The organism is Aeromonas sp. R7-2, assembly GCF_040908105.1.
Lineage (GTDB): Bacteria > Pseudomonadota > Gammaproteobacteria > Enterobacterales > Aeromonadaceae > Aeromonas > Aeromonas caviae.
The window spans coordinates 510,599-533,524 of record NZ_JBFODC010000036.1; the positions used below are offsets into that span (position 1 = coordinate 510,599).

Below are 22,926 nucleotides of genomic sequence, written 5' to 3' on the forward strand. Positions count from 1 at the left end.
CCTGGCAAGGCGCCACCGCTCACTGATAACGGGTAAATTTGCGCGGATCGAACGCCTCCCGGATGGCCTCCCCGATGAAGGAGACCATGATGAGCACCAGGCTCACCGCCGCCACCACCGAACTCACGATCCAGATGGCGTCGAGGTTGTTGATCCCCTGGGAGAGCAGCTCCCCCCAGCTCGGGGTCGGCGGCGCCAGGCCAAAGCCCAGGTAGTCCAGCGCCGTCAGGGTGGAGATGTTGCCCACCACGGCAAACGGGGCCAGGGTGACGATCATCATCAGGGTATTGGGCAGAATGTGGTTGAAGATGATGCGCCGGGTGCTCGCCCCCTGGGCCCGCGCCGCCATCACGTAGTCCCGCGCCCGCTCCTTGTAGGTGAGGGTGCGCATGTACCAGGTGATCCCCATCCAGCCGAACAGCACGTTGATACCGACGAACAGGCCGAAGTTCGGCTTGGCCAGGGAGACCAGGATCATGATGACGTAGAGGAAGGGCACCTGGGACCAGATCTCGATGAAACGCTGCATCAGGAGATCGAACCGACCGCCGAGGAACCCCATCATGCAGCCGATGCTGACCCCGATGACATAGCTCGCCACCAGCGCGATGAAGGCAAAGCCGATGGCGATGCGAAAGCCGTAGACCAGCCGTGCCAATACGTCGCGACCGCTGGTGTCGGTGCCGAGGAAGTGGCGCTCCGCCAGGCTCGGGGCATAGGGCGGATAGGCTTCCTCCTTGAAGTCCTGCTCATAGGGGTTCCAGGGGACCAGGGGCAGCAACACCCAATCCCCCTTATCTTCCTTCGCAAATTGGCTCTTGAGCTGGCGGTAGTTGGTCTCGTACTCGTAGTCGAGCCCGAAGTGCTGGCCCGGGATCACGTCCCCATAGGTGGGGAAATAGAGCTCCCCCTGATAACTCACCGCCAGGGCCCGGCTGTTGACCAGCAGTTCCGCCAGCAGAGAGATGACCACCAGGACCGAAAAGATGACAAAGGAGTAGTAGCCGCGCTTTATCGACTTGAAGCGCTTGAGTTTTTTCAGCGTTACCGGATTCAGGTTCATGCTCACTCTCCAAACCGCACGCGGGGATCGACCAGGGCAACGCAGATGTCGGAGACAATGTTCCCCACCAGCATCAGCATGGAGGTGATGGCCAGAATGCCCATGACGGTGGGGTAATCCCGCTCGACAATGGCCTCGTAACCGAGCAGGCCGATGCCGTCGATGTTGAAGATGGTCTCGATGAGGAAGGAGCCCCCGAAGAAGACGGTGAGCACCGATCCTAAGTGACTCGCGATGGGGATCAGGCTGTTGCGCATGGCGTGATCGGTCACCGCCTTGCGAAACGGCAGCCCCTTGGCCACGGCGGTGCGCACATAATCCGCCGACAGGTTCTCCATCAGGCTGTTCTTCATGGTCATGGTGAGGATGGCGAAATCCCCGATGGCGTAGGCGATGAGCGGCAGCAGCGCGTGGGAGAATACGGTGCGGATCTGATCCCAGCTGCTCTCCATCCCGTCAAACTCGTCCCCCGGGAAGCCCCCCATGGGCAACCACTCCAGATGGAACGCAAAGACGGTGATGAGGAAGATCCCCACCACGTAGGCGGGCAGCGCATAGGCCATGTAGATGAGCATCGAGCTCAGGGAATCGAAGCGGCTGTTGTGCCTGAGCGCCTTGGCCACTCCGAGCGGGATGGAGACGGCATAACTCAGCAGAAAGGTGGCGAGCCCGAAGAAGGCGGTCACCGGCAACCTCTCCTTGATGAGATCCCACACCGGCTCGTAATAACGGGTCGACTCCCCGAGATCCAGCACCGCCAGCTTCTGCAACCAGTCCCAGTAGGCGACCAGCATGGGCTTGTCGAGGCCGTAGAACGCCTTGAGCTCTTCAATCTGTTCGTCGGAGAGTGCCTGCGCCCCCTTGCTGCCACTGGAGCGGCCTGACTCGTTTTGCGAGACCTGCGCCTGCAGCAGCATGCGCTCGACCGGGCCGCCCGGCACGAAGCGGGTGATGGTGAAGACGAGCAGGGTGATACCGAGAAACGTCGGGATGATCAAAAGCATCCGACGTAGGAAATACGACAGCATGGTGGAACCTCGTCCTTGTTGTTCTTTTATGGCCAGTCACATCCGGTGACGGGCCTATCCTTACCTGGCATTACTCACTGAATTGACTGGCATTGACAGACAATCCGGCTCGGTCACTGTAAAAGCTCTGCAACAAAAATCAAGTAGAACCCGGCCTGCGACCGGGAATGTCCCCCCGCAGCATATCCCGCGGATGATTTTTTCCAAAAAACCCAACTTCAATATAAAAAACTGCTACGCCTACCCGTCCAACTCGATTTTAATTATTAAAAAATTAATTACACAGGTGTTTTAATCCATATCAAGCAGAACAAAATCAACAAGTTAATGGTAGGTCGGACTGCTTTCTTATTTACCTATAGAAGAAGAGGGATAGCTGCCCACACCATCCGTTCCCCGGAAAACGCTCTCGCCATAAAAGCAGATGAAAATACTGCAAAAAACCGTTTTCTCGATATCGACACTGGAGTGACAAGCGACTTATCGATAAGTTCAAAAATAATCAATAAAATTGTAAAAATCGAACTTAACAACATCTTTACATAAGTTGACGCGGCATTTACGGAATAAAACGCCAAAAATATTCCATCAAGTGCATATTCCCATCTAATTCCCCCTGCAGCCCCCATCCCCGCCGCTCCATTTGACGTCCATCACCAAACCTTGATAAGCCTTACGCACCGCTCCAACGAGGGCGGTAATGGAAGCAAACAATAAACAATCAGGAAGGATACTAGCGATGCTTAGGAAAAGCAGACTCTCTGCTGCCGTAGCGTTTGCCTTGGCGAGCGCGGCAGTTGTGGCCACCCCTGTCCTGGCCGAAGAGGGCCAGAACGTAGAAAAACTGCAAAAAATCAAGGTCACCGGCTCGCGGATCTCCCGGGTCGATGTGGAAGGCGCCACCCCGGTCGTCTCCGTGACCAAGGCGAAAATCGAGCAATCCGGTCAGCAGACCGTCGCCGATTACCTCAAGCAAGCCTCCTACAACTCCTTTGGCGGCGTCTCCCCTGCCTCCGGCAGCTCCTTCCAGTCCCAATCCACCGTCGGCCTGCGCGGCCTGGGTTCCGAGCGTACCCTGGTTCTGCTGAACGGCAAGCGGGTAGCGGGTTCCCCCACCATGGGCGGCACCTCCATCAACCTCAACACCATCCCCATGGCCGCCGTTGAGCGGGTCGAGGTCAACCTGGACGGCGGCTCCGCCATCTACGGTTCCGACGCCATTGGTGGCGTGATCAACGTGGTGCTCAAAGAGGGCTACGAAGGGCTGGACTTCCAGGGCCGCATTGGCTCCCCGAGCGAAGAGGGAGGCGACGAGAAGAGCGGCTCCATCGTGGCAGGGGTGGCCGGCGAGAAGGGCTCCCTGATGGCGGTCTACGAGCACGACAAGAAGGACGTCATCTACGCCCGGGATCGTGACTATCTCTCCAAACAGGGCAACGACTCCCCGAGCCCCTACGGCCGCAACGTGGAAGGGATCACGGGTCTTGACGCCAACGGCGACCCCATCTGGAAATACGGCCCCCTGGCCGGCGCCACCAATGCCGACGGCTCATGCAAGGAGCCCTTCGTCGGGTTCGAGGGTGGCTGTAACTTCAACTACGGCCAGGTCGCGGCCACCACGGCCTCCCGCAGCCGTGACACCCTGTACGTAAACGGTCGCTACCACATCAACGACAACGTGGACTTCGTGCCGCAGATCATCGGCTCCCGAGTCGAGAGTTTCGGCCGCTTCGCCCCGGCCGCCGGTGCCTTCACCATTGACCCGGCCAACCCGAAGAACGCCCAGTTCTTCGCCGACAACGGCCTGGATGCCGCCGCCACCCAGGGTCTGGGTGAGGCCGCCTACGCCTACTACCGCTTCAGCAACGTCGGTCCCCGTGACAACTATGTCACCGACACCACCGGCAGCATGAACCTCGGCTTTGAAGGCACCATCGCCACCGAAAGCGTCGGCGACATGCAGTGGAACGCCGGCTACATGTACTCCAAGACCGACAACAAGGAGAACGGCACCGGTTACGTGCTGAAGTCCGCCGCCCAGCAGGCGGTCGCAGACGGCAAGTTCGTCGGTGGCGAGTTCGACGCCTCCACCACGGCCTCCATGGCCGCCGACACCAGCCGCCGCTCCACCATGGACTTCTACCAGTGGTACGCCGGTGTCCAGTGGGACATGGGTGAACTGCCGGCCGGTCCGGTCAGCTGGTACGCCGGTGCCGAGTACAACGACTGGGTCTATGCCGACAAGTACGACGCCCAGTCCGAAGCCGGCAACATCATCGGCTCCTCCGGCAACTCCTCCGGTGGCGTGCGTGACGTGACTGCCGCCTACATCGAGTCCCTGGTGCCCATCACCGAGCAGATCGAGCTGAACGTGGCCGGTCGCTTCGACAAGTACAGCGACTTCGGCAGCGCCTTCTCCCCCAAGGCAAGCCTGCGTTACCAGCCGCTGGACAACCTGATGCTACGCACCTCCTGGTCCCGTTCGTTCCGCGCCCCCAGCCTGAGCGATCTCTACTCGGCTGACTCCTTCTCTGCCGACTGGGCGAAGGATTACGTCTACTGCGAGGCCAACGGCATCTCCGCGGCTGACTGCCCGAACCGCCAGTACGACACCACCCGTACCTCCAACGAGGATCTGAAGGAAGAGACAGCGGACACCTGGAACTTCGGGGTGGCCTACAGCCCGGTGGATGACCTGAACCTCTCCCTGGACTACTACACCATCAAGATCGAGGACGTGATCCAGCTGAACTCCCTGCAGTCTCTCATCTATGACGAACTGAACAGCGGCAGCTCCAGCAGCATCACCCGCAACAGCCAGGGCAAGATCAGCAACGCCATCGCGCCCATGGTCAACCTGGGGACCCTCGAGACCTCCGGCCTCGACCTGAAAGTGGATTACACCTACGACCTGAACTACGCCACCGTGCGTTATGACCTGGGCGGTACCTACATCCTGAAATACAAGGAAGGTCTGTACGCCGGTGGTCCCGTCATCGACAAGATCGGCCAGAACGGTCTGCCCCAGATGCGCTTCAGCTCCGGTGTGGGTGTCAACGTTCCCCAATGGTGGAACATGGATACCTACCTGAGCGCGAACTACATCGACTCCCAGAGCCAGGACTACATCGCCGATACCGGTGAGGAAGTGGGCCACATCGCGTCCCAGACCACCTGGAACCTGAACGTCGGCGTGGAAGCGCCCTGGAACGGCAAGATCCAGGTCGGCGTGAAGAACATGTTCAACGTGGGCCCGTCCCTCGAGAGCGATGGCTTCACCTATGACGACGAGCTCTACAGCATCGACGGTCGCATCTACTACCTCGACTACAGCCAGAAGTTCTAATCCACCAGCAAACCACAAGCCGGCCCGTTCGGGCCGGCTTTGCCCAAGGTCCCAAGGAAGTTACGGAGATAGGGTAATCCTATGAAAACAAGGACAATTACAATGAAGAAAGCGCTCCTCGGCAGCCTGATTTCGGCTGCCTTGCTGACCAGCTTCAATCTGAGTGCCGCCACCGCCGGTCAGGCCGTGGACGCTCAAGCCGCCACCGACAATGCATCCAAAGTTTCCCAGCAGAAGATCGACAGCTACGCCGAATCTGCCGAGTCTGCCCTGGCCCAGTACAAGGCCGCCCTGCGCCAGGTGGACAGCCTGCGCGCCTACAACGAGCAAGTGGGCAAGATGGTCGACTCCCAGAGCGCCGAACTAGCCTCCATGCAAAAGCAGATCGCCCAGATCGACCAGACCAGCACCGAAGTGGTGCCCTTGATGCTCAAGATGATCGACTCCCTCGAGCAGTTCGTCTCCCTGGACCTGCCGTTCCAGAAGGTGGAGCGTGAGGACCGCGTGGCGGCCCTGACCGATCTCATGAACCGGGCCGACGTCACCATCTCCGAGAAGTACCGCAAGATCCTCGAGGCCTACCAGATCGAGGAGGGCTTCAGCCGCACCATCGAAGCCTACAAGGCGAGCCTGGACAAGGATGGGGACGAGAAGACCTACGAGTTCCTGCGCGTCGGCCGCATCGCCCTGCTCTACCAGTCCCCGGATGGCAACGAGACCGGCATGTGGAACAAGAAGACCCGCCAGTGGGAAGTACTGCCCCAGGAGTATCGCAGTGCGGTTGAACAAGGCCTTCGCATCGCGAAGAAGCAGGCGCCCCCCGCCCTCATCAAGCTGCCGGTTCAAACTGCGGAGAAAACATCATGAAAGGAATCAAACTTGCCATCGCCTCGCTGATCGCGGGCGCTACCCTGGTCACCCTGCCGGTGACCGCCGCCGAGAAGCCGGTGGATCTCAACGCCCTGCTCAATCAGGTCAAGGCCGCCAGCACCAGCGAATCCCAGCTCAACAAGGAGCGGGAAGCCCGCTTCCTGGCTGACAAGAACGAACAAGGGGCCCTGCTCGCCAAGGCCAAGGCGGATCTCGCCGCCGAAGTCGCCAGGGGCGAAAAGCTCAAGGCCACCTTCGATGCCAACGACAAGCAGCTCACCGAGCTGACCGAAACCCTGCGCCAGCGCTCCGGCAACATGGGCGAGATGTTTGGCGTGCTGCGCCAGTTCGCCGGTGAATTCAAGGGGATCTTCAATGCCTCCGCCCGCCGGGTCGAACATCCCGAGCAGACTGCCCTGCTGACTCGCCTGGCCGAGAGCAAGGAACTGCCCTCCAGCGATGACCTGACCGCCTTCTGGACCACCACCCTCAGCCGCATGGTCGACGGTGGCAAGGTGAGCCAGATCCCGGCCACCGTGGTCTACGGCGAGGGCAACCAGGCCCAGAAGACCGTGACCCAGATAGGCGAGTTCAACACCGTCTCCGAAGGCAAGTACCTCACCTTCGTGCCGGAGACCGGCAAGTTCGAGCAACTCTCCCGCCAGCCCGAGAACGCGGTGCTGGAACCGGTCGCCAAGTTTGAACAGGGTGGCGGCAGCGTCGAACCCATCTTCATCGACCCGTCCCGCGGCGTGATCCTCTCCCTGCTGGTGCAGTCGCCGACCCTCAAGGAGCGCATCGATCAGGGTGGCTCCGTGGGTTACGTGATCCTGGCGCTGGGTGTCATCGGTACCCTGCTGGCCCTGTTCTGCGGTGCCCGTCTCTCCCTCATCGGCGGTGCCATGCGCAAGCAACTGAAATCCGAGCAGATCATCAAGGGCAACCCCATCGGCGAGATGCTGGGTGCCTACCAGGATCACCGGGGTGACAACATCGAGGATCTGGAATCCAAGCTCGACGAGATCATCCTGCGCAACGTGCCCAAGCTGGAGAAGGGCATCAGCCTCATCAAGCTGATCGCCTCCGTCGCCCCGCTGCTGGGCCTGCTGGGTACCGTGGTCGGGATGATTGCCACCTTCCAGGCCATCACCCTGTTCGGTACCGGCGATCCCAAGCTGATGGCGGGCGGTATCTCCGAGGCCCTGGTGACCACCATGCAGGGTCTGGTCGTGGCCGTGCCCATGCTGTTCCTCTACACCATCGTGCAGACCCAGAGCCGCCGTCTGATCCAGGTACTGGAAGAGCAGAGCGCCGGTTTCGTTGCCCGTTATCAGGAACGTCTGCACGCCGCCAAAGCCGCAGCCTAAGGAGTCACCCATGTGGTTCTGGTTGATTGAAGAAGTCGAGTCGGTCCGCCGGTTTCTGGGATTGGGGGGCGACGTACTGGTCGCCCTGTTCTTCCTGACCCTGATGATGTGGGCCCTGCTGCTGGAGCGCTGGTTCTACTTCATGGCGGTCTATCCCCAGCAGGTGAAACAGACCAAGACGGCCTGGCTGGCCCGCACCGATCACCTCTCCTGGTCCGCCAGGCAGATCCGCCGCGAGCTGGTCTCCCAGGTCGCCATGGCGGTGGACAAGGGGATGCCGGTCATCAAGGTGCTGATCGCCCTCTGCCCGCTGATGGGGCTGCTCGGGACCGTGGTAGGCATGGTGCAGGTGTTCGATACCCTGGCCATCACCGGCACCGGCTCCCCCAGGGCGATGGCCTCGGGGATCTCCAAGGCGACGGTACCGACCATGGCGGGCATGATTGCCGCCCTTTCCGGCCTGTTTTTTGTCAGCCGGCTCGATCACAAGGCCAAGCTGGCCGTGCAAAAGCTGGAAGACAACCTGAAACACGGCTGATGCAGGATGCACATCCCCGGCCGGGCCATGCCCGCCGGGGCACAGAACAAGCAAGGAGTTTTTGCCATGAGAAAACGTCACAGCGACAGCGGTGCTGACGAGGCGGCCATCGATTTGACCCCCATGCTGGACATCGTGTTCATCATGCTGATCTTCTTCATCGTCACCACCTCGTTCGTCAAGGAGTCCGGCGTGGAGATCAACCGCCCGAGCGCCAGCACGGCCGAGACGGTGAAGAAGGGGAACATCATGGTCGCGGTCCGCGAGAACGGCCAGGTCTGGGTCGACAAGCGCATCGTCGAAGTGGGTGCCGTGCGTGCCAACATCGAGCGGCTGCGGGCGGAGAACCCGGAAAGCGCCGTGGTGATCCAGGCCGACAGCGAATCCCGTTCCGGTCTGGTGGTGCAGGTCATGGACCAGATCCGCATGGCCGGTGTCCAGAACATCTCCATCGCCGCCGACAAGAGCAGCTGATGCCGGAGCGAATGCCATGAGATACCTGATATCGTTAGCGGTCTCCTGCGTGGTGGTGTTCTTCCTGTTCCTGGGAATGAACAAGCTCATCACGCCGGATCACCGGGAGCTGACGGAGCGGGAGGACGTCACCATGACCGACTTCATCCGCCTCAAGCCTCAGGAGACCTTGCAAGAGAAACAACGGGAACTGCCCAAACCGCCGCCCCCGAAACGCCCGCCGCCCCCGCCCGAGATGGAGGTGGCGAGCACGGACAGGCCGAAGATGGACAGCTCCCCCATGGACATGCCCAAACTCGACATCCCGGTCAACATCGGTGGCGGCAACGCCCTGGGTGCCTACAGCACCGGCGGCGGTGGCGGCGGCATGGGTGGCAACAACGGCGCCATCCCGATGGCGACCTTCGAGCCCATGATGCCCCGCAAGGCGGCCCTGGCCGGTCTCGCATCCGGCAAGGTACTGGTGGAGTTCACCGTCACCGAGCGCGGTACCGTGAGCAACATCCGCATCGTCAAGGAAGAGCCCCGCAGCTATGACCTCGGCAAGGCGGCGCGCCAGACCATCGCCAAGTGGACCTTCAAGCCGGCCATGGTGGACGGCAAGCCGCAGGCCAGTCGCATGCAGCAAGAGATCGAGTTTGCGACCAACTAAGGAGGGTGGCGATGAAAAAGTTACATACCCTGATCCTCGCCCCGGTAGCCATGGCGGTGCTGCTCAGCACCGCCACCTGGGCCGCCGAACAACCCGCCCTGTCTGACCGCGCCTACCGCGCGGTCAACAAGGCCCAGGCGTTGATCACCGAGAAGAAATACGGCGAGGCCAATGCCAAGCTGCAGGAGGCGCTGTCCGGCGCCGGCGAGCGGGTCTACGACAAGGGGGTCATTTTGCAGACCCTGGGCTTCGTGGCGGCGCAGCAGGAGAAGTACGGTCAGGCGACCAAGTACTTCGCCGACGCCATCGCCACCGGCGGCCTGCCGCCCCCGGTGGCCCAGCAGGTGCGCTACAACCTGGCCCAGCTCTACATGGCGGAGGGGAACTTCAAGGGTTCCATCAACACCATGAAGGAGTGGTTCGCAAACCTCGGCAAGGACGAGAAGCCGACCCCGCACGCCTACATCACCCTGGCCAACGCCCATGTGCAGCTCAAGCAGTACAGGGAAGCCATTCCGGCAGTGGACAACGCGATCAAGCTCTCCGCGGGCAAGGCGCCGGAGTCCTGGTACCTGCTGAAGATGGCGGCCCACTACGAGCTGAAACAGTACAAGCCGGCTACCGAGGTGCTGACCGCCCTGGTGGACCGCTACCCGGAGAAGAAGAAGTACTGGACCCAGCTCTCGGCCATGCACATGCAGGCGGGCAACGATGCCAAGGCCCTGGCGGCACTGGAAGGGGCCTACAACCTCGGCATGCTGACCGAGGCCAACGAGTTGCAGCGGCTCGCCAACTACCTCGCCTTCGCCGGCATTCCCCACCGCGCCGCCCGCGTGATGGAGAAAGCCATGAAGGAGGGGCAGATCGAGAGCACCGCGGCCAACTACAAGACGCTGGCCAACTACTGGCATCAGGCCAAGGAGCTGGACCCGGCCATCGACACCCTGGCCAAGTCCTACAAGCTGGCCCCCAATGCCGAGCTGCAGCTCAAGATGGCGCGCATGATGATCCAGAGCAAGCGCTACCAGGATCTGGTGGCCTTCGCCGCCAAACCTGCCGCCAACGCCAGCGGCGAGCAGCGGGCGGATCTGAAGTTCCTGACCGGGGTCGCCTATTTTGAGCAGCAAAAGCCCAAGGAGGCGCTCTCCGCCTTCACTCAGGCCGCCCAGAATGGCAACGTCAGTGGTCGTGCTTCCCCCTGGATCAGCTTCTTGAAAGAGCAGCAGGGCGGCGCCGTCACCCAATAAAGCTGCGCGGCCCGGCTGGCGGGGCGGGGATCTCCCCGACTCGGCATCCGGGCCGCGACACATCGACAAGGGGGTCACCCCGCAGATTGCCTTGGTGGCAATTGGCCGCTCTTCGGAGCGGTCTTTTTTATGGTCACTCCCCTGCCCTTTTCCCCTCCTTCTCCTGATACAAGGCATAAAAAAATCCGGAGCCTGGGCTCCGGATTGGGTCATTGCCTTGCGAGAGAACAGGCCATGCAAAGTGCCGGCCTGCCGCTCAAACGGTCATCAGTAGCTGCACACCAGCTTCCAGCTGCCGTCGCCCACTCTGAGTTCGCTGCTGGTATAGCAGCCTGGACAACTCAGTAGCTGCATATCAGTTTCCAGCTGCCATCGCCCGCCTTGGGCTCGCTGCTGGTCCACCAGTTGGCCTGCCACACCGCCTTGCCGTTGGTCATGCGGTCGTTGCCATTGGCGTGATCCCCGCGCGGCCAGGTCGGATAGGCATTGTAGTCCGCCGGGTTGACGTTCTGGCTGGCACAGGTGGTGCCACCGCTGCCGCCGTCACCACCGCCACTGCTGCCCAGCACCGCCTCGGCCAGGGCCGGGAAGTCGGACTTCAGGCCTATGGTCTGGCTGCCGGCAATCAGGCGCATGCCACTCGGCACGCCGGCGGCCGGCAGGTAGTAGGTCATGGCCACTTCCACGTCGGTGCCCGGCGTCCAGGCTTTCCAGGCCGGCAGCGTCAGAGCCACCTTGTGGAAGTCCTTCTCATTGGCGATGCCGTCCGAGTTCTGGTTGCCACCGCTCTCCACCACTTTCAGCCCCATGCCGCTCTGGTCGGTGATGGTGTCTGAGGTGGAGGTGGGGACCAGGAACTCGATGCGGGTGCCGCCCGGAATGGTCTGGGTCGACTTGTTGGTGAGCTTCAGGGTCGGGTTGATCGGGTAGTTGGAGTCCCCTTCCTTGAAGCCGGAGAGGCTCACGCCGATGTCGAGCTGGGCAGCCGGAGCCGGCAGATCATTCTGCTTCAGGGCCGCCTTGTCGGCCTTGCTGAACTTCTCGTAGGCGAGGCTGGTGAGGGTGCTGCCCATCACGTACTCGTTCTTCGCGGCGTCGAAGTCATAGTCCCCCGCCATCTCCCAGAACATGACGCCCCCCAGGCCCCGCTTGACGATGTAGTCGAGCTTGTGACCCATGGACTCTTCATCTTCGGTGGAGAGGAACACCTTCTTCTGCTCGTTCCAGAGCCAGGGCGCATGGGCCTTGTCGTCGTAGTAACGCACATACTGGCCTTGCATCACGTGGGCCGGGTTGTTGGGATCCAGACCCCAGGCCTGGCCGTAGCTCGGCAGGGTGGTGATGCCGAGGCTGGCCGCGTGCTCCAGGTTCTTGGCATGCCACATGGGCACGGCGCCGCCGCCAATCTCCTTGCCGTTCTTGTCAAGGTCATGCCAGATGTTGTCGATGCCCACCGCCCCGTTGCCGCACGGAATGGTGCTGCCACCGGTGCCCGGCTGGCAATCGCTCTGGCTCGGCAGCGCCGCCTTGCCACCCAGACCGTGGGTGCCACCGGTGACCCCCTGCCAGCCACGGGTGTAATAGGGCACCCCTATGTTGATCTTGCCCGCCGCCAGGGCACCACGGAAGTAGTGGGCCGCCCAGGCGGAGTTGAGATAGCCGATGCCGCCAAACTGGGCCTGGGTGTAGACACCCCACTGGGACAACTCGGGATCCGCCTTGTTGTCGAACAGGGCGGCGTTGTGACCGACGAAGTGGTTCCAGGCACCGTGGAAGTCATAGGTCATCAGGTTGACGTAGTCGAGGTACTGGGTGACCTGGAAGTTCTCCATGCCGCGCAGCAGGTAGGCCGAGGCCGGCGAGGCGATGGTCAGCATGTACTTGCGACCGTCCTCGGTGCCGGCGCTGTCGAGCTTGTTGCGCAGGGTCTTCATCAGCACTTCATAGTTCGCAAAGAGCTTGCCGCGACACTGGTTGGAGAGCGGGAAATCGTTGGGGTTGCCCGCATCCTTCATAGAGGTGGGGTACTCGTAGTCGATATCCACCCCATCGAAGCCGTACTGGCGGATGAAGCCCACGGCCGAGTCGGCAAAGGCGTTGATGCCGGCGGTGTTGACCGAGCAGTCACCCTTGGTGGTGGCGGCGTAGAAGCCGCGGGTATCGGCCCAGCCCCCGACGGAGATGAGGGTCTTCACGTCCGGGTACTGCTTCTTGTACTTGGACAGCAGGTTGAAGTGACCCTGATAGGCAAACTCCGGATCCATCTCGGCGCCCGGCACCCCGTTCCAGGTCAGCTTGGTGGCGGCGTCATCCACCTTGATGGTGTGACTCTGCTCGTCCACCGCCGCGAAGGCGTAGTTGATGTGGGTGATCTTGTCCCAGGGAATGTCGCTCACCAGGTAGGCGGGCATGCCGTTCTTGCCGGTGCGCCAGGAGGTGAAATACCCGATGACGCGGCGGCCGTGGTCATCCCCCATGCACTCGCTGCCGTCGGCGCGGTAGATCTGGCGCACGTCGCAGGAGAGGTTGCCGCCGGTGGGGGGCAGGGCCGCCTCTTCCACCTGCACGTCCACCTGGGCCGACTCGCCAGAGAGGTTGGTCTTGTCGGTCGCCACCAGCTTGAGGCCGGTCAGCCCCTTGTTCTGGGGCGTCCAGCTCAGTTGCCAGGGGGCGCTGGTGTCCTCGCCCACCTTCTGGCCATTCACGAACAGCTCGACCTTGGCGACGTCGTCATTGGCATCGGTGACATTGCCGCTCACGGTGAGGGCGCGGCCCAGGGTCACCCTGGCGCCGGCGGCGGGGCTTGCGATGCTCACCCTGGGCGCCTCTGGCGCCACCACGGCGGCGACCTTGAAGCTCGAATCCGCCTCGCTCAGCACCTTGCCGTCTTTATCCAGCGCCCGGGCCTTGAGGGCGTGAGCGCCCGCACCGACGGCAGACCAGCTCGCACTCCAGGGAGAAGCCGTGGCGGTGGCGACCAGAACGCCGTCGATGAGGTATTCCACCCGGGCGAGCGCCGTGACCGGACCGCTCAGCGTCACCGCCAGGGCCACACTGGCCCCCTCGCTGACGCTGGCACCCACGGCGGGGGAGCCGATGGCGACGACCAGGGCCGGCGGCGGCACCTCGCCACCATACAGCTTCCAGGCATCGGCCCAGACCACCCCCACCCCGGGGGCGTAGTGATAGGGGGACGCGCCGCACCAACCGGAGTAAGGGAATTCCTTGCATTCATAGAGGGCGCCTGCATTGCTGACGATGTCGCCAGCCTTGTAGGCGGTGCTGGCCTGATAGGCGGGGTAAGCGGCCTGCGCCCAGGCAGGGACGGCCGCAAGGGCGACCAGCATGGCAAGCCTGCTGGGCCTCAAGATCTGTTGCATATTGTTATCTTCCTTGTTTTGTCTTGGCTTCAATACCGGGAAAAGCGCAATCGCAACAGGGAACAAGGGAGCGACAACAGGCCATGGACGGGCCACAAACCCTCAAGTCACCCTGGGTAACCCCGCTGTCTGGCCCGGATGGGACAGATCGGAGGCTTTGCGTCCCGGCATCACTGCCGGTTTGCCCTTTGCCTGGGTTCCGTGAGGAACGGCTCGAGTATAGGAAGCAAGTGGCCACTGCTCAATCTTTATTCTCGAAGGAAAATATGTGAATGCTGGCGGCCTCACACTTTTCGCTCCCACCTGATGACAAATAGATCATCAATATCAAACTGTTAGCCACGTCAAAAAATGGCAGATGGGCTCCTTTGTCTCCTCATAATGTGCGTTGGTTCACTGGTCAGAGCTGCCAGAAATGTGACAATGCGCGCCCTTGGCCACGATGCCAAGGCTATGGAAACACTGGCAAAAATAAAAAAAGGAATACCCATGAAAGGAACACCTACCCTGCTGTCGCTGGCCGTGGGGCTCGCGCTCGCGTCCCCGTCTCTCTACGCCGCCGGCTTCAGTTGCCCGGCCGACAGTGCCCTCACCCCCATCCCCGCCATCCAGGGCAGTGGCGACAAGAGCCCCCTCGTCCCGGACGATCAGTTCGAAAGCGCCCAGAGCGTCTCGGTCAAGGCGGTAGTCTCGGGTCTGGGGGAAAGCCTCAACAAGGGCTTCTACCTGCTGGATGTGCAGGGGGACGGCAACCCCGAGACGTCGGACGGCATTTTCGTCTACCTCAACGACAAGAACTTCGCCAGCAAGTACCCGGACATCCAGCCTGGCGCCCTGGTCTGTCTGGAGGCCAAGGTCGAGGAGTATTACGGCCACACCCAGCTCAAGCCCCTGTTTGACGGCAGCACGCCGCGCCTGACGACCCTGGCCCAGGGCGACGCCCCGGCCGCCACGGCGCTGCGGGTACTGGAGGGGGAAACCCTGGCCCGAGCCCTGGAGCGTCACGAAGGGATGCGAGTGCGCCTCGACGCCGACAGCGCCCTCAAGATCAGCCGCAACTTCAGCTACGACTATGCCGCCCGGCGCAACAACCTGGTGCTCGCTCACGGCGCCCCGCTGATGAAGCCGACCCAGCTCCATGTGGCGAGCAGCCCAGAGGCCGTGGCGCTGGCCGAGGCCAACGCCAGCAACCGCGTCTTCCTCGAGTCGGACTTCAAGGCGGGGGACGGCAAGCTCCCCTGGCTGCCCGCCTGGGAGCCGGAGCAGGGTTACCTGCGCATCGGCGATGCCCCGATCAATCTGGAGGCCATGGTCGGCTACAGCTACAACGAGTACCGCCTTATCGTGCCCCGGGATCAGACCATCACCGCGGGGGATCTGCTGCGCACCGGCGACAACGACCGCCAGAGCGCCCCGGCCCGCGTGGATGGCACTGACCTTCGCATCGGCAGCTTCAACGTGCTCAACTACTTCACCAGCCACTCCAGCGTGGGGGGTGCCCTCAACGTGCTCTGCGCGGATCAGGCGGATGCGGACAGCACCAAGGGCTGCAACCGCGGCGCCAAGAGCCTGGAGGAGTTCCAGTTACAGCGCGCCAAGATCGTCAACGCCATCACCGAGATGGACGCCGACCTGCTCGGCCTGATGGAGATGGAGAACAACGGCTTTGACGAGCACGCCGCCCTCCACGATCTGGTGGAGAGCCTCAACGCCAGGCAGAAGGAGGCGAGCAAGCACTACGCCTTCGTCACCCTGCCCAAGGCCCTGCTCACGGAGGATCGCTTCTTTGGCGGCGACGCCATCATGGTGGCCATGATCTACCGCCCCGCCCTGCTCACCCCGAGCGGGGATGCCGACGTCATCCCCCTGCCCCAGCAGCGCTACACCACGGGCGGCGTCACCAAGAGCGCCGGTCAGCGGGACTCCCTGGTCCAGCGCTTCACCGTGGCGGGCAGCGACGCCCCCCTGACCCTGGTGGTCAACCACCTCAAGTCCAAGGGGTCGGGCTGCTATGAAAATGGGGATGGCAAGACGGAGCCTGCGGATCTGCAGGGCAAGTGCACCGAGTTTCGGGTGAGCGCCGCCAAGGTGCTGGGGGAGGCGGTGAGCAAGATGCCGGGCCAGGTGCTGCTGGTGGGGGACTTCAACTCCTACGCCAAGGAGGATCCCATCCGGGTGCTGACCGACTATGTGCCGGTCGCGGGGGAGCGCCAGATCCGCTCCGCCTCCCACACCTACATCGGCGACAAGCCCTATGAACAGATGGGCCAGACGGTGGCCAAGGGTTACGGCCTGGTGGATCTGAACGTCAAGTTCAACCAGGAGAAGGCCATCTCCTACAGCTACGAGGCCGAGCTCGGCACCCTGGACTACGCCCTCGCCAACCCGCCGCTGGCTGACAAGGTGGTGGCGGTGGCCGACTGGCACATCAACTCCTTCGAGAGCAACCTGTTCGAATATGGCAGCGCCTACACCGGCGATCTCATCAAGTCGGACAACCCCTTCAGCGCCTCGGACCACGACCCCGTCATCGTTGACCTCAAGCTCAAGGAAGCGAGCAAGGGGGGTGGCGGCGCCATGGGCGCCCTGCTGCTGGCCCTGTTGCCGCTCGCCTGGCGGCGCCGTCGCTAAGACGCGGCATCCTCGATGCCAGGTGCAAAGCCCGCGATGATCGCGGGCTTTTTTTGTGCCAGGGCCATTTGAAAAACAAATGCAAAGGGCCACATCATGGGATTAATAAATACCCTGTTGCCCCCGCCTCGCCCCTTTCCCAGGGGCTGGTACCCTGTCAACGGGGAAACCCGGTGCTGACACCAGGGGCCGGATAGCGTATCCCGCGGGCTGCCGAACGAGCCAACCGCCACGCGGCAGAGGATGGCATCGCGCAGCCCGCGCCATGGCCATGGCGGCATCGGCGCCAATCCCCACCCTCACCCCCGTCAGCGGCGGCCAGGGCCGCTGATGCCCTCGCGGACAAGGTGAAGCGCCATCGCAGGCTGCCGAACGAGCCAACCGCCACGCGGCAGAGGATGGCATCGTGCAGCCCGCGCCATGGCCATGGCGGCATCGGCGCCAATCCCCACCCTCACCCCCGTCAGCGGCGGCCAGGGCCGCTGATGCCCTCACGGACAGGGTGAAGCGCCATTTGCCAGACAAATACAAAGGGCGAGATCATGGGAAATCCAAATGACAGGCAAACAAAAAGGCCACCGCGATGCGGTGGCCTTGGTGCTTTCTTGCGAAAGATGGTGGAGCTACGCGGGATCGAACCGCGGACCTCTTGCATGCCATGCAAGCGCTCTCCCAGCTGAGCTATAACCCCGATGTGTGTGAGTGACGCTGAATCACTCTGAATTTGGTGGAGCTACGCGGGATCGAACCGCGGACCTCTTGCATGCCATGCAAGCGCTCTCCCAGCTGAGCTATAACCCCAAATTCGGTACCGAATGAATGGTTCTGGCGGCCATTCATCCTCAATAATGGTGGAGCTACGCGGGATCGAACCGCGGACCTCTTGCATGCCATGCAAGCGCTCTCCCAGCTGAGCTATAACCCCACAAAGGTCGGCCTGGGTGATACACACCGCACTGCCCTGGGTACTTCATATCAATCGGGAACCTGGTGGAGCTACGCGGGATCGAACCGCGGACCTCTTGCATGCCATGCAAGCGCTCTCCCAGCTGAGCTATAACCCCTTGGATTCCAGATTGTTCGAGGAGAATTTGGTGGAGCTACGCGGGATCGAACCGCGGACCTCTTGCATGCCATGCAAGCGCTCTCCCAGCTGAGCTATAACCCCAACTCACCTCGGCGCTACCAAAGTTATCTCTGGCAACGGAGGCGCATGATAGGCATCACCCGCTTTGCTGTCAACCCAAAATTCTCGCCCACTGGAGCGTTTAGTCAAAATTCAGGCAGTTAGCTGTTTTTACCGCCAACCTCGTCTCTATGTCGCTGTTTTACGTCGCAAATCCGCTTGAGGCCAAAATACGAAGGGCCCCCGTCAGGGAGCCCTTTTCATGCCATGGCCGATGTTTATTCAGCGGCCATGCGCGCTTCGATATACGCCAAAGCGCGGTCGATGCGGGCGAGGACCCGCTCCTTGCCCACCAGCGCCATCACGGCATCGATGGCAGGAGACTGGCCCGTACCGGCGCTCTGAATTACTCGGCGGCCATGCGCGCTTCGATGTACGCCAAAGCGCGGTCGATGCGGGCGAGGACCCGCTCCTTGCCCACCAGCGCCATCACGGCGTCGGCGATGCCAGGGGACTGGCCCGTACCGGCGCTCTGAATTACTCGGCGGCCATGCGCGCTTCGATATACGCCAAAGCGCGATCGATGCGGGCGAGGACCCGCTCCTTGCCCACCAGCGCCATCACGGCGTCGATGGCGGGGGACTGACCGAGACCGGTGACGGCCACGCGCAGCGGCATGCCGACCTTGCCCATGCCCTGACCCAGCTCGGCGGCGGTCGCTTCAATCAGCTCGTGCAGCGCTTCGGTGGTCCAGCTATCCAGGGCAGCCAGCTTGGCCTTGGCCAGGGTCAGCGGCTCGGCAGCAACGCCGCGCAGGTGCTTCTTGGCAGCCGCTTCGTCGAGCGCTTCGTACTCTTCGAACAGGTAGCGGCTCTGGGCAGCCATCTCGACCAGGGTGTTGCAGCGCTCGGCCAGCAGAGTGACCACGTCGGCCAGCGCCGGGCCATTGCTGGTGTCGATCTGCTGGTGTTCCATGTGCCAGGCCAGGTGCTTGGCCACATAGGCCGGATCCAGGCTGCGCATGTAGTGATTGTTCAGCCACAAGAGCTTGTCGGTGTTGAAGGCGGAGGCGGACTTGGAGATGGCATCCAGGCTGAACAGCTTGATCATCTCGTCGAGGGTGAAGATCTCCTGATCCCCGTGGGACCAGCCCAGACGCACCAGATAGTTCAGCAGCGCTTCCGGCAGGTAGCCATCGTCGCGGTACTGCATGACGGAGACGGCACCGTGGCGCTTGGAGAGTTTGGCACCGTCGTCACCCAGGATCATGGAGACGTGGGCAAACTCCGGTACCGGCGCGTTCAGCGCCTTGTAGATGTTGATCTGGCGCGGGGTGTTGTTGATGTGGTCTTCCCCACGCACCACGTGGGTGATCTCCATGTCCCAGTCATCGACTACAACACAGAAGTTGTAGGTCGGCGCGCCATCGGTACGGCGGATGATGAGATCGTCCAGCTCGGTGTTGGCGAACTCGATGCGGCCACGGACGTGGTCATCGAACACCACGGAACCTTCGGTCGGGTTGCGGAAGCGGATCACGTGGGGCGCATCGGCCGGGTGATCGTGGTCGCCATCCCGGCACTTGCCGTCATAGCGGGGCTTCTCGCCGTTGGCCATCTGGCCTTCGCGCAGCGCTTCCAGCCGCTCCTTGGAGCAGTAGCACTTGTAGGCGCGGCCGTCAGCCAGCATCTCGTCGATCAGTGCGTTGTAGCGATCGAAGCGCTTGGTCTGGTAGTAGGGGCCCTCATCCCAGTTCAGCTCCAGCCATTCCATGCCCTCAATGATGGCGTCGATCGCCTCCTGAGTGGAACGTTCCAGATCGGTATCCTCGATACGCAGCACAAACTCACCGCCCTGGTTCTTTGCAAACAACCAGGAATAGAGTGCGGTACGGGCACCGCCGACATGCAAAAAGCCGGTCGGGCTGGGAGCAAAACGGGTTTTGACTTTCATCTTTAAGCCTTGTGTAGAGGGCCTTGGGCCAATTCGTTAAAAAAACCGTCGCATTTTAGCACCGACAATGACGGATGGGAAAACCATGGCGAGGCAGAGGGGAAAATAGGGTCTATTCCCGCAAAAACCGCTGTTTTAGAGTGATGTCTCAGAATTTTCCCTTTTTTCCCGCTTAGCTAGGCGAGGTCGCTGGAGAGATCTCCCGCACAGCCGATACTTCAGTCACCCCGTCAACGAACCCTCAACGATACAAGGAACGCGCGATGCAGTTTCGTTCTATCCAGAATCGTATCCTGGTACTGGCCGGTGTCGCCATGACCACGGCCCTGGTCATCCTGATCCTGCTCAACCAGTATTCAGGTCGGCAGACCCAGCAGCTCACCATCGACTCCAGCCGCGCCGCCCTGCAACAGGAGGCGTGGCAGAAGGTGAGCGCCAACGCCCGTGCCGAGGCCGCCACCATCACCCAGCTGCTGCAAAAGGGGCTCTCCTACACCCAGCAGATGGCCAGCGTCTTCGCCCGCCAGCAGGAGGGCAAGCTGCCGCTGGATCGCCAGCAAGCCACCGACCTGCTCAAGGCCCAGCTTGCCCTGGAGCCCCAGCTCTATGGCGCCTTCGCGGGCTTCGAACCCAACGGCTTCGACGGCCAGGACGAAAGCTTCGCTGGCCAGAGCGCGCTCGGCAGTGACGACAAGGGGCGCTTCGTTCCCTATTTCTATCGCGACAAGGAGAGCATAGGCACCGACCTGCTGCTCTCCATCGAGAAGAGCGATCCGGACGAGTTCGGCAACCCGGCCAACGACTACTACGCCTGCCCGAAACGGGAGGGGCGCCCCTGCCTCATCGACCCCTTCAAGGTGGACATCAACGGCCAGCAGGTGCTGGTGAGCACCATCACCACCCCCATCCTGGTGGATGGCCAGTTCAAGGGCATCGCCGCGCTGGATCTGGCGGTGGACTCCATCAGCCGCCAGGCCCAGTCCCTCAACAGCAACATCTATGACGGCAAGGGGGAAACCCTGATCGTCAGCGCCGCCGGCGTCATCACCGGTACCAGCGGCGACGCCAGCCTGCTCGGCAGCCGCGCCGACAAGGTGCTCGGCAACGGCTGGCAGCAGTACCTCAAACCGGACGTGCAGCGCCAGGAGCTCACCGACGCGTTCCGTATCTCGGTGCCCATCGCGGTGCCCGGCATGGCCCGAAACTGGGCCATCATCGTCACCCTGCCCTACAAGGTGGTGCTGGCGGGAGCGGACGAGCTGGCACGCCAGCTCACCGACATGAACCGCGCCGCCATGACCCAGCAGCTCATCGGTGCCCTCATCGTACTGGCGCTGGCCCTTGGCACCATGCTGGTCATTGCCCACAGCATCACGGGCCCCATCCGTCAGATGGTGAGCCTGGTGGATGACATCGCCGACGGCGACGGGGATCTCACCAAGCGTCTGGAGAGCCGCTCAAGGGACGAGCTGGGGGCCCTGGCCCGGGGCATCAACCGCTTCATCAACAAGCTGCAGGCCCTGCTCGGGGATGTGCAGAAGACCGCGAGCGAGGTCCATCGCCACGCCGGGGACACCGATCGCATCGCCGGACAGACCGACAGCAACCTGCAGCATCACCAGGCGGAAATGGAGCAGATGCTGACCGCGGTGCAGGAGATGTCCTATGTCAGCCAGGAGGTGGCCACCCACGCCAACAACACCGCCGACTCCGCCAAGCAGGCCCAGAGCGCGGCGGACGAGGGCAAGGTACGCTTCCAGCGGGTGATCCACTCCATGCACAAGGTGGCCGCCGAGGCAGGCAAGGGAGCCGAAGTGGTGGAAGGGCTGGCTCACGACAGCGAGCAGATCACCAGCATCCTCACCGTCATCCAGGGGATCGCCGATCAGACCAACCTGCTGGCGCTCAACGCCGCCATCGAAGCGGCCCGGGCCGGCGAGCAGGGGCGCGGTTTTGCGGTGGTGGCCGACGAGGTGCGCAAGCTGGCGGGCAACACCCAGCAGGCGGTGCAGAATACCCAGGAGCTGATCGACAAGATCCGCCACAGCTCCACCAACGCGGTCAACGCCATCCAGCAGAGCCAGCAGCTGACCCATCAGGCGGTGGGGGAAGCGGATCAGGCGGAGGCGGCCCTCGGCAGCATCTTCCAGGCCATCGCCACCATCAACGACATGACCTACCAAATCGCCTCCGCCGCCGAGGAGCAGAGCTCGGTTTCCGAGACCGTCTCCGGCAATCTGTCAAAAACCAGCGCACTGGCCAACGACATCGCCAGGGACGCCACCAGCACGGCCAACGCCAGTCAGGCCTTGCGTCAGGCGGCGGAACGTTTGCAACAATTGTTGGGTCAGTTTCGTCTCAGCTGATAATTTTCATGCTCCGGACTCTCCCCCTCGGGGACGAGTCCGTTTACCATAGGCGGCATATTTGCCTGATGGCAGGCAATGTAGTGAGAGGTAAATGCCGTGCCCACCCCGGACCGTCGCCCACGTGGCCATAACAGACGAGCCCAGCAGCGTCGCCAAGACGAATCACAAGGAACCCTGCTCCAACGTATCAACGCGGCTACCCTGCCCCTGCGCCAGCGTCTCGGCCAGGGCATGAGTGGCCTGGGTCAGCGCAACAAGGAGCCGAAGGCGGCCTCTTTCAAGCTGGCAAGCCCCCTGCCCCGCAAACACACCATAGGGTTGCTGGTGCTGATCCCGCTCTGGCTGCTGGTGCTGGCCTGGGAGCCCGCCCCCGCCGCCCCGACCACGGCGCCGTCAGGCTCTCTGGCGGTCCCCCTGGCCGTGCCGGCCCAGGCCCTGACCGTCGGCAACGCCGGTGAGCCCCAGGCCGCCAAGCCCGTCGAGGAGAAAGTGGATGGCACCTGGTTGCAGCACGACGTGCAGGCCGGTGAAACCCTCTACTCCATCTTCCGCAAGTTCGAGCTGCCGGGGGCCGAGCTCAGCCGGCTCATCGCCATCGAAGGGCCGGACAGGCCGCTGACCCGGCTGCAGTCGGGCAAGTCGGTGTTCATCCTGGTGGACACCAGCCGCCGCATCCAGCGGGTCGAGGTCCGCTCTCTCGGTCAGGTCAGCTACCGCTACGACCGCCAGGGGGAAGGGTTCGCCCTCAAGGAATAAGGGGGCTCGACCACCCCCCCTTATGCAGACGGGAGGCCATGGCCTCCCGTTTTTTTTGATGTGAAGCATGAAACAAGCTGCTGACTTCACAATACTTTTAGCTCGCTCAAAAAATGAAAAGTGCCA

The 22,926-nt window shown here is 62.4% G+C and carries 15 protein-coding genes, 5 tRNA genes and 1 riboswitch; of the genes, 10 read left to right on the forward strand and 10 right to left on the reverse strand.

Annotated elements, in window-relative coordinates; translation table 11 throughout:
- Positions 1 to 19 precede the first annotated feature (19 nt).
- The gene (locus AB5Y47_RS17775) at positions 20 to 1,063 is read right to left on the reverse strand and encodes an ABC transporter permease (protein ID WP_041212459.1); all 1,044 of its coding nucleotides are present in this window, start codon (positions 1,061 to 1,063) and stop codon (positions 20 to 22) included.
- Between the two features lie 2 nt (positions 1,064 to 1,065).
- Complete coding sequence (locus AB5Y47_RS17780) at positions 1,066 to 2,091, reverse strand: ABC transporter permease subunit (RefSeq protein WP_109112249.1); 1,026 nt, start codon at positions 2,089 to 2,091, stop codon at positions 1,066 to 1,068.
- Positions 2,092 to 2,830: 739 nt separating this feature from the next.
- On the opposite strand from AB5Y47_RS17780, the gene AB5Y47_RS17785 reads away from it, so the two are divergent.
- From AB5Y47_RS17785 to AB5Y47_RS17815, 7 genes are all read left to right on the forward strand, one after another.
- Positions 2,831 to 5,437 (forward strand): TonB-dependent siderophore receptor, encoded by a 2,607-nt coding sequence (locus tag AB5Y47_RS17785; protein WP_214002450.1) that lies wholly within the window; start codon positions 2,831 to 2,833, stop codon positions 5,435 to 5,437.
- Between the two features lie 102 nt (positions 5,438 to 5,539).
- A complete protein-coding gene (locus AB5Y47_RS17790; RefSeq protein ID WP_266110068.1) occupies positions 5,540 to 6,304 on the forward strand; it encodes a DUF3450 domain-containing protein in 765 nt (254 codons plus the stop codon).
- Positions 6,301 to 7,674, forward strand: coding sequence for a MotA/TolQ/ExbB proton channel family protein (locus AB5Y47_RS17795; protein WP_010675474.1), 1,374 nt, complete (start codon positions 6,301 to 6,303; stop codon positions 7,672 to 7,674). The genes AB5Y47_RS17790 and AB5Y47_RS17795 overlap by 4 nt, the downstream gene beginning before the upstream one ends.
- A 10-nt stretch (positions 7,675 to 7,684) precedes the next feature.
- Positions 7,685 to 8,212 carry a MotA/TolQ/ExbB proton channel family protein gene (locus tag AB5Y47_RS17800; RefSeq protein WP_045525714.1) on the forward strand — a complete coding sequence of 176 codons (528 nt, stop codon included), beginning with the start codon at positions 7,685 to 7,687 and terminating at the stop codon, positions 8,210 to 8,212.
- A 66-nt stretch (positions 8,213 to 8,278) separates the two neighbouring features.
- Complete coding sequence (locus AB5Y47_RS17805) at positions 8,279 to 8,686, forward strand: biopolymer transporter ExbD (RefSeq protein WP_010675476.1); 408 nt, start codon at positions 8,279 to 8,281, stop codon at positions 8,684 to 8,686.
- Between the two features lie 16 nt (positions 8,687 to 8,702).
- The gene (locus tag AB5Y47_RS17810; protein ID WP_010675477.1) at positions 8,703 to 9,338 is read left to right on the forward strand and encodes an energy transducer TonB; all 636 of its coding nucleotides are present in this window, start codon (positions 8,703 to 8,705) and stop codon (positions 9,336 to 9,338) included.
- Between the two features lie 11 nt (positions 9,339 to 9,349).
- Entirely contained in the window at positions 9,350 to 10,585 is a 1,236-nt protein-coding gene (locus AB5Y47_RS17815; RefSeq protein WP_042014300.1) for a lipopolysaccharide assembly protein LapB, read from the forward strand.
- 341 nt (positions 10,586 to 10,926) lie between these two features.
- Here the strand turns inward: AB5Y47_RS17815 and AB5Y47_RS17820 are convergent, their stop codons facing one another.
- Entirely contained in the window at positions 10,927 to 13,932 is a 3,006-nt protein-coding gene (locus tag AB5Y47_RS17820) for a glycosyl hydrolase family 18 protein (protein ID WP_368220467.1), read from the reverse strand.
- Positions 13,933 to 14,077: 145 nt separating this feature from the next.
- A riboswitch (cyclic di-GMP riboswitch) is annotated at positions 14,078 to 14,161 on the reverse strand.
- A gap of 293 nt (positions 14,162 to 14,454) precedes the next feature.
- Between AB5Y47_RS17820 and AB5Y47_RS17825 the strand changes: the two genes are divergently transcribed.
- The gene (locus AB5Y47_RS17825; RefSeq protein WP_319910420.1) at positions 14,455 to 16,596 is read left to right on the forward strand and encodes an ExeM/NucH family extracellular endonuclease; all 2,142 of its coding nucleotides are present in this window, start codon (positions 14,455 to 14,457) and stop codon (positions 16,594 to 16,596) included.
- A gap of 615 nt (positions 16,597 to 17,211) precedes the next feature.
- Here AB5Y47_RS17825 and AB5Y47_RS17830 read toward each other — a convergent pair.
- The 7 genes from AB5Y47_RS17830 to gltX all read right to left on the reverse strand — a co-directional run bounded on the left by AB5Y47_RS17830 (position 17,212) and on the right by gltX (position 19,675).
- Positions 17,212 to 17,287 (reverse strand) — tRNA-Ala (locus AB5Y47_RS17830).
- A gap of 34 nt (positions 17,288 to 17,321) precedes the next feature.
- Positions 17,322 to 17,397 (reverse strand) — tRNA-Ala (locus tag AB5Y47_RS17835).
- A 48-nt stretch (positions 17,398 to 17,445) separates the two neighbouring features.
- Positions 17,446 to 17,521: transfer RNA gene (locus AB5Y47_RS17840), tRNA-Ala, on the reverse strand.
- A 63-nt stretch (positions 17,522 to 17,584) separates the two neighbouring features.
- Positions 17,585 to 17,660, reverse strand: a tRNA-Ala gene (locus AB5Y47_RS17845).
- Between the two features lie 28 nt (positions 17,661 to 17,688).
- Positions 17,689 to 17,764: transfer RNA gene (locus AB5Y47_RS17850), tRNA-Ala, on the reverse strand.
- Between the two features lie 236 nt (positions 17,765 to 18,000).
- The gene (locus tag AB5Y47_RS17855) at positions 18,001 to 18,303 is read right to left on the reverse strand and encodes a hypothetical protein (protein ID WP_368220469.1); all 303 of its coding nucleotides are present in this window, start codon (positions 18,301 to 18,303) and stop codon (positions 18,001 to 18,003) included.
- Positions 18,260 to 19,675: a glutamate--tRNA ligase gene (gene gltX, locus AB5Y47_RS17860; protein ID WP_342040949.1), complete on the reverse strand. Its 1,416-nt coding sequence runs from the start codon at positions 19,673 to 19,675 to the stop codon at positions 18,260 to 18,262. The genes AB5Y47_RS17855 and gltX overlap by 44 nt, the downstream gene beginning before the upstream one ends.
- Before the next feature lie 263 nt (positions 19,676 to 19,938).
- On the opposite strand from gltX, the gene AB5Y47_RS17865 reads away from it, so the two are divergent.
- Positions 19,939 to 22,041: a methyl-accepting chemotaxis protein gene (locus AB5Y47_RS17865; protein ID WP_368220442.1), complete on the forward strand. Its 2,103-nt coding sequence runs from the start codon at positions 19,939 to 19,941 to the stop codon at positions 22,039 to 22,041.
- A gap of 99 nt (positions 22,042 to 22,140) precedes the next feature.
- On the forward strand, positions 22,141 to 22,800 hold the full coding sequence (locus tag AB5Y47_RS17870; protein ID WP_010675484.1) for a LysM-like peptidoglycan-binding domain-containing protein: 660 nt from the start codon (positions 22,141 to 22,143) through the stop codon (positions 22,798 to 22,800).
- Positions 22,801 to 22,926: the final 126 nt, after the last annotated feature.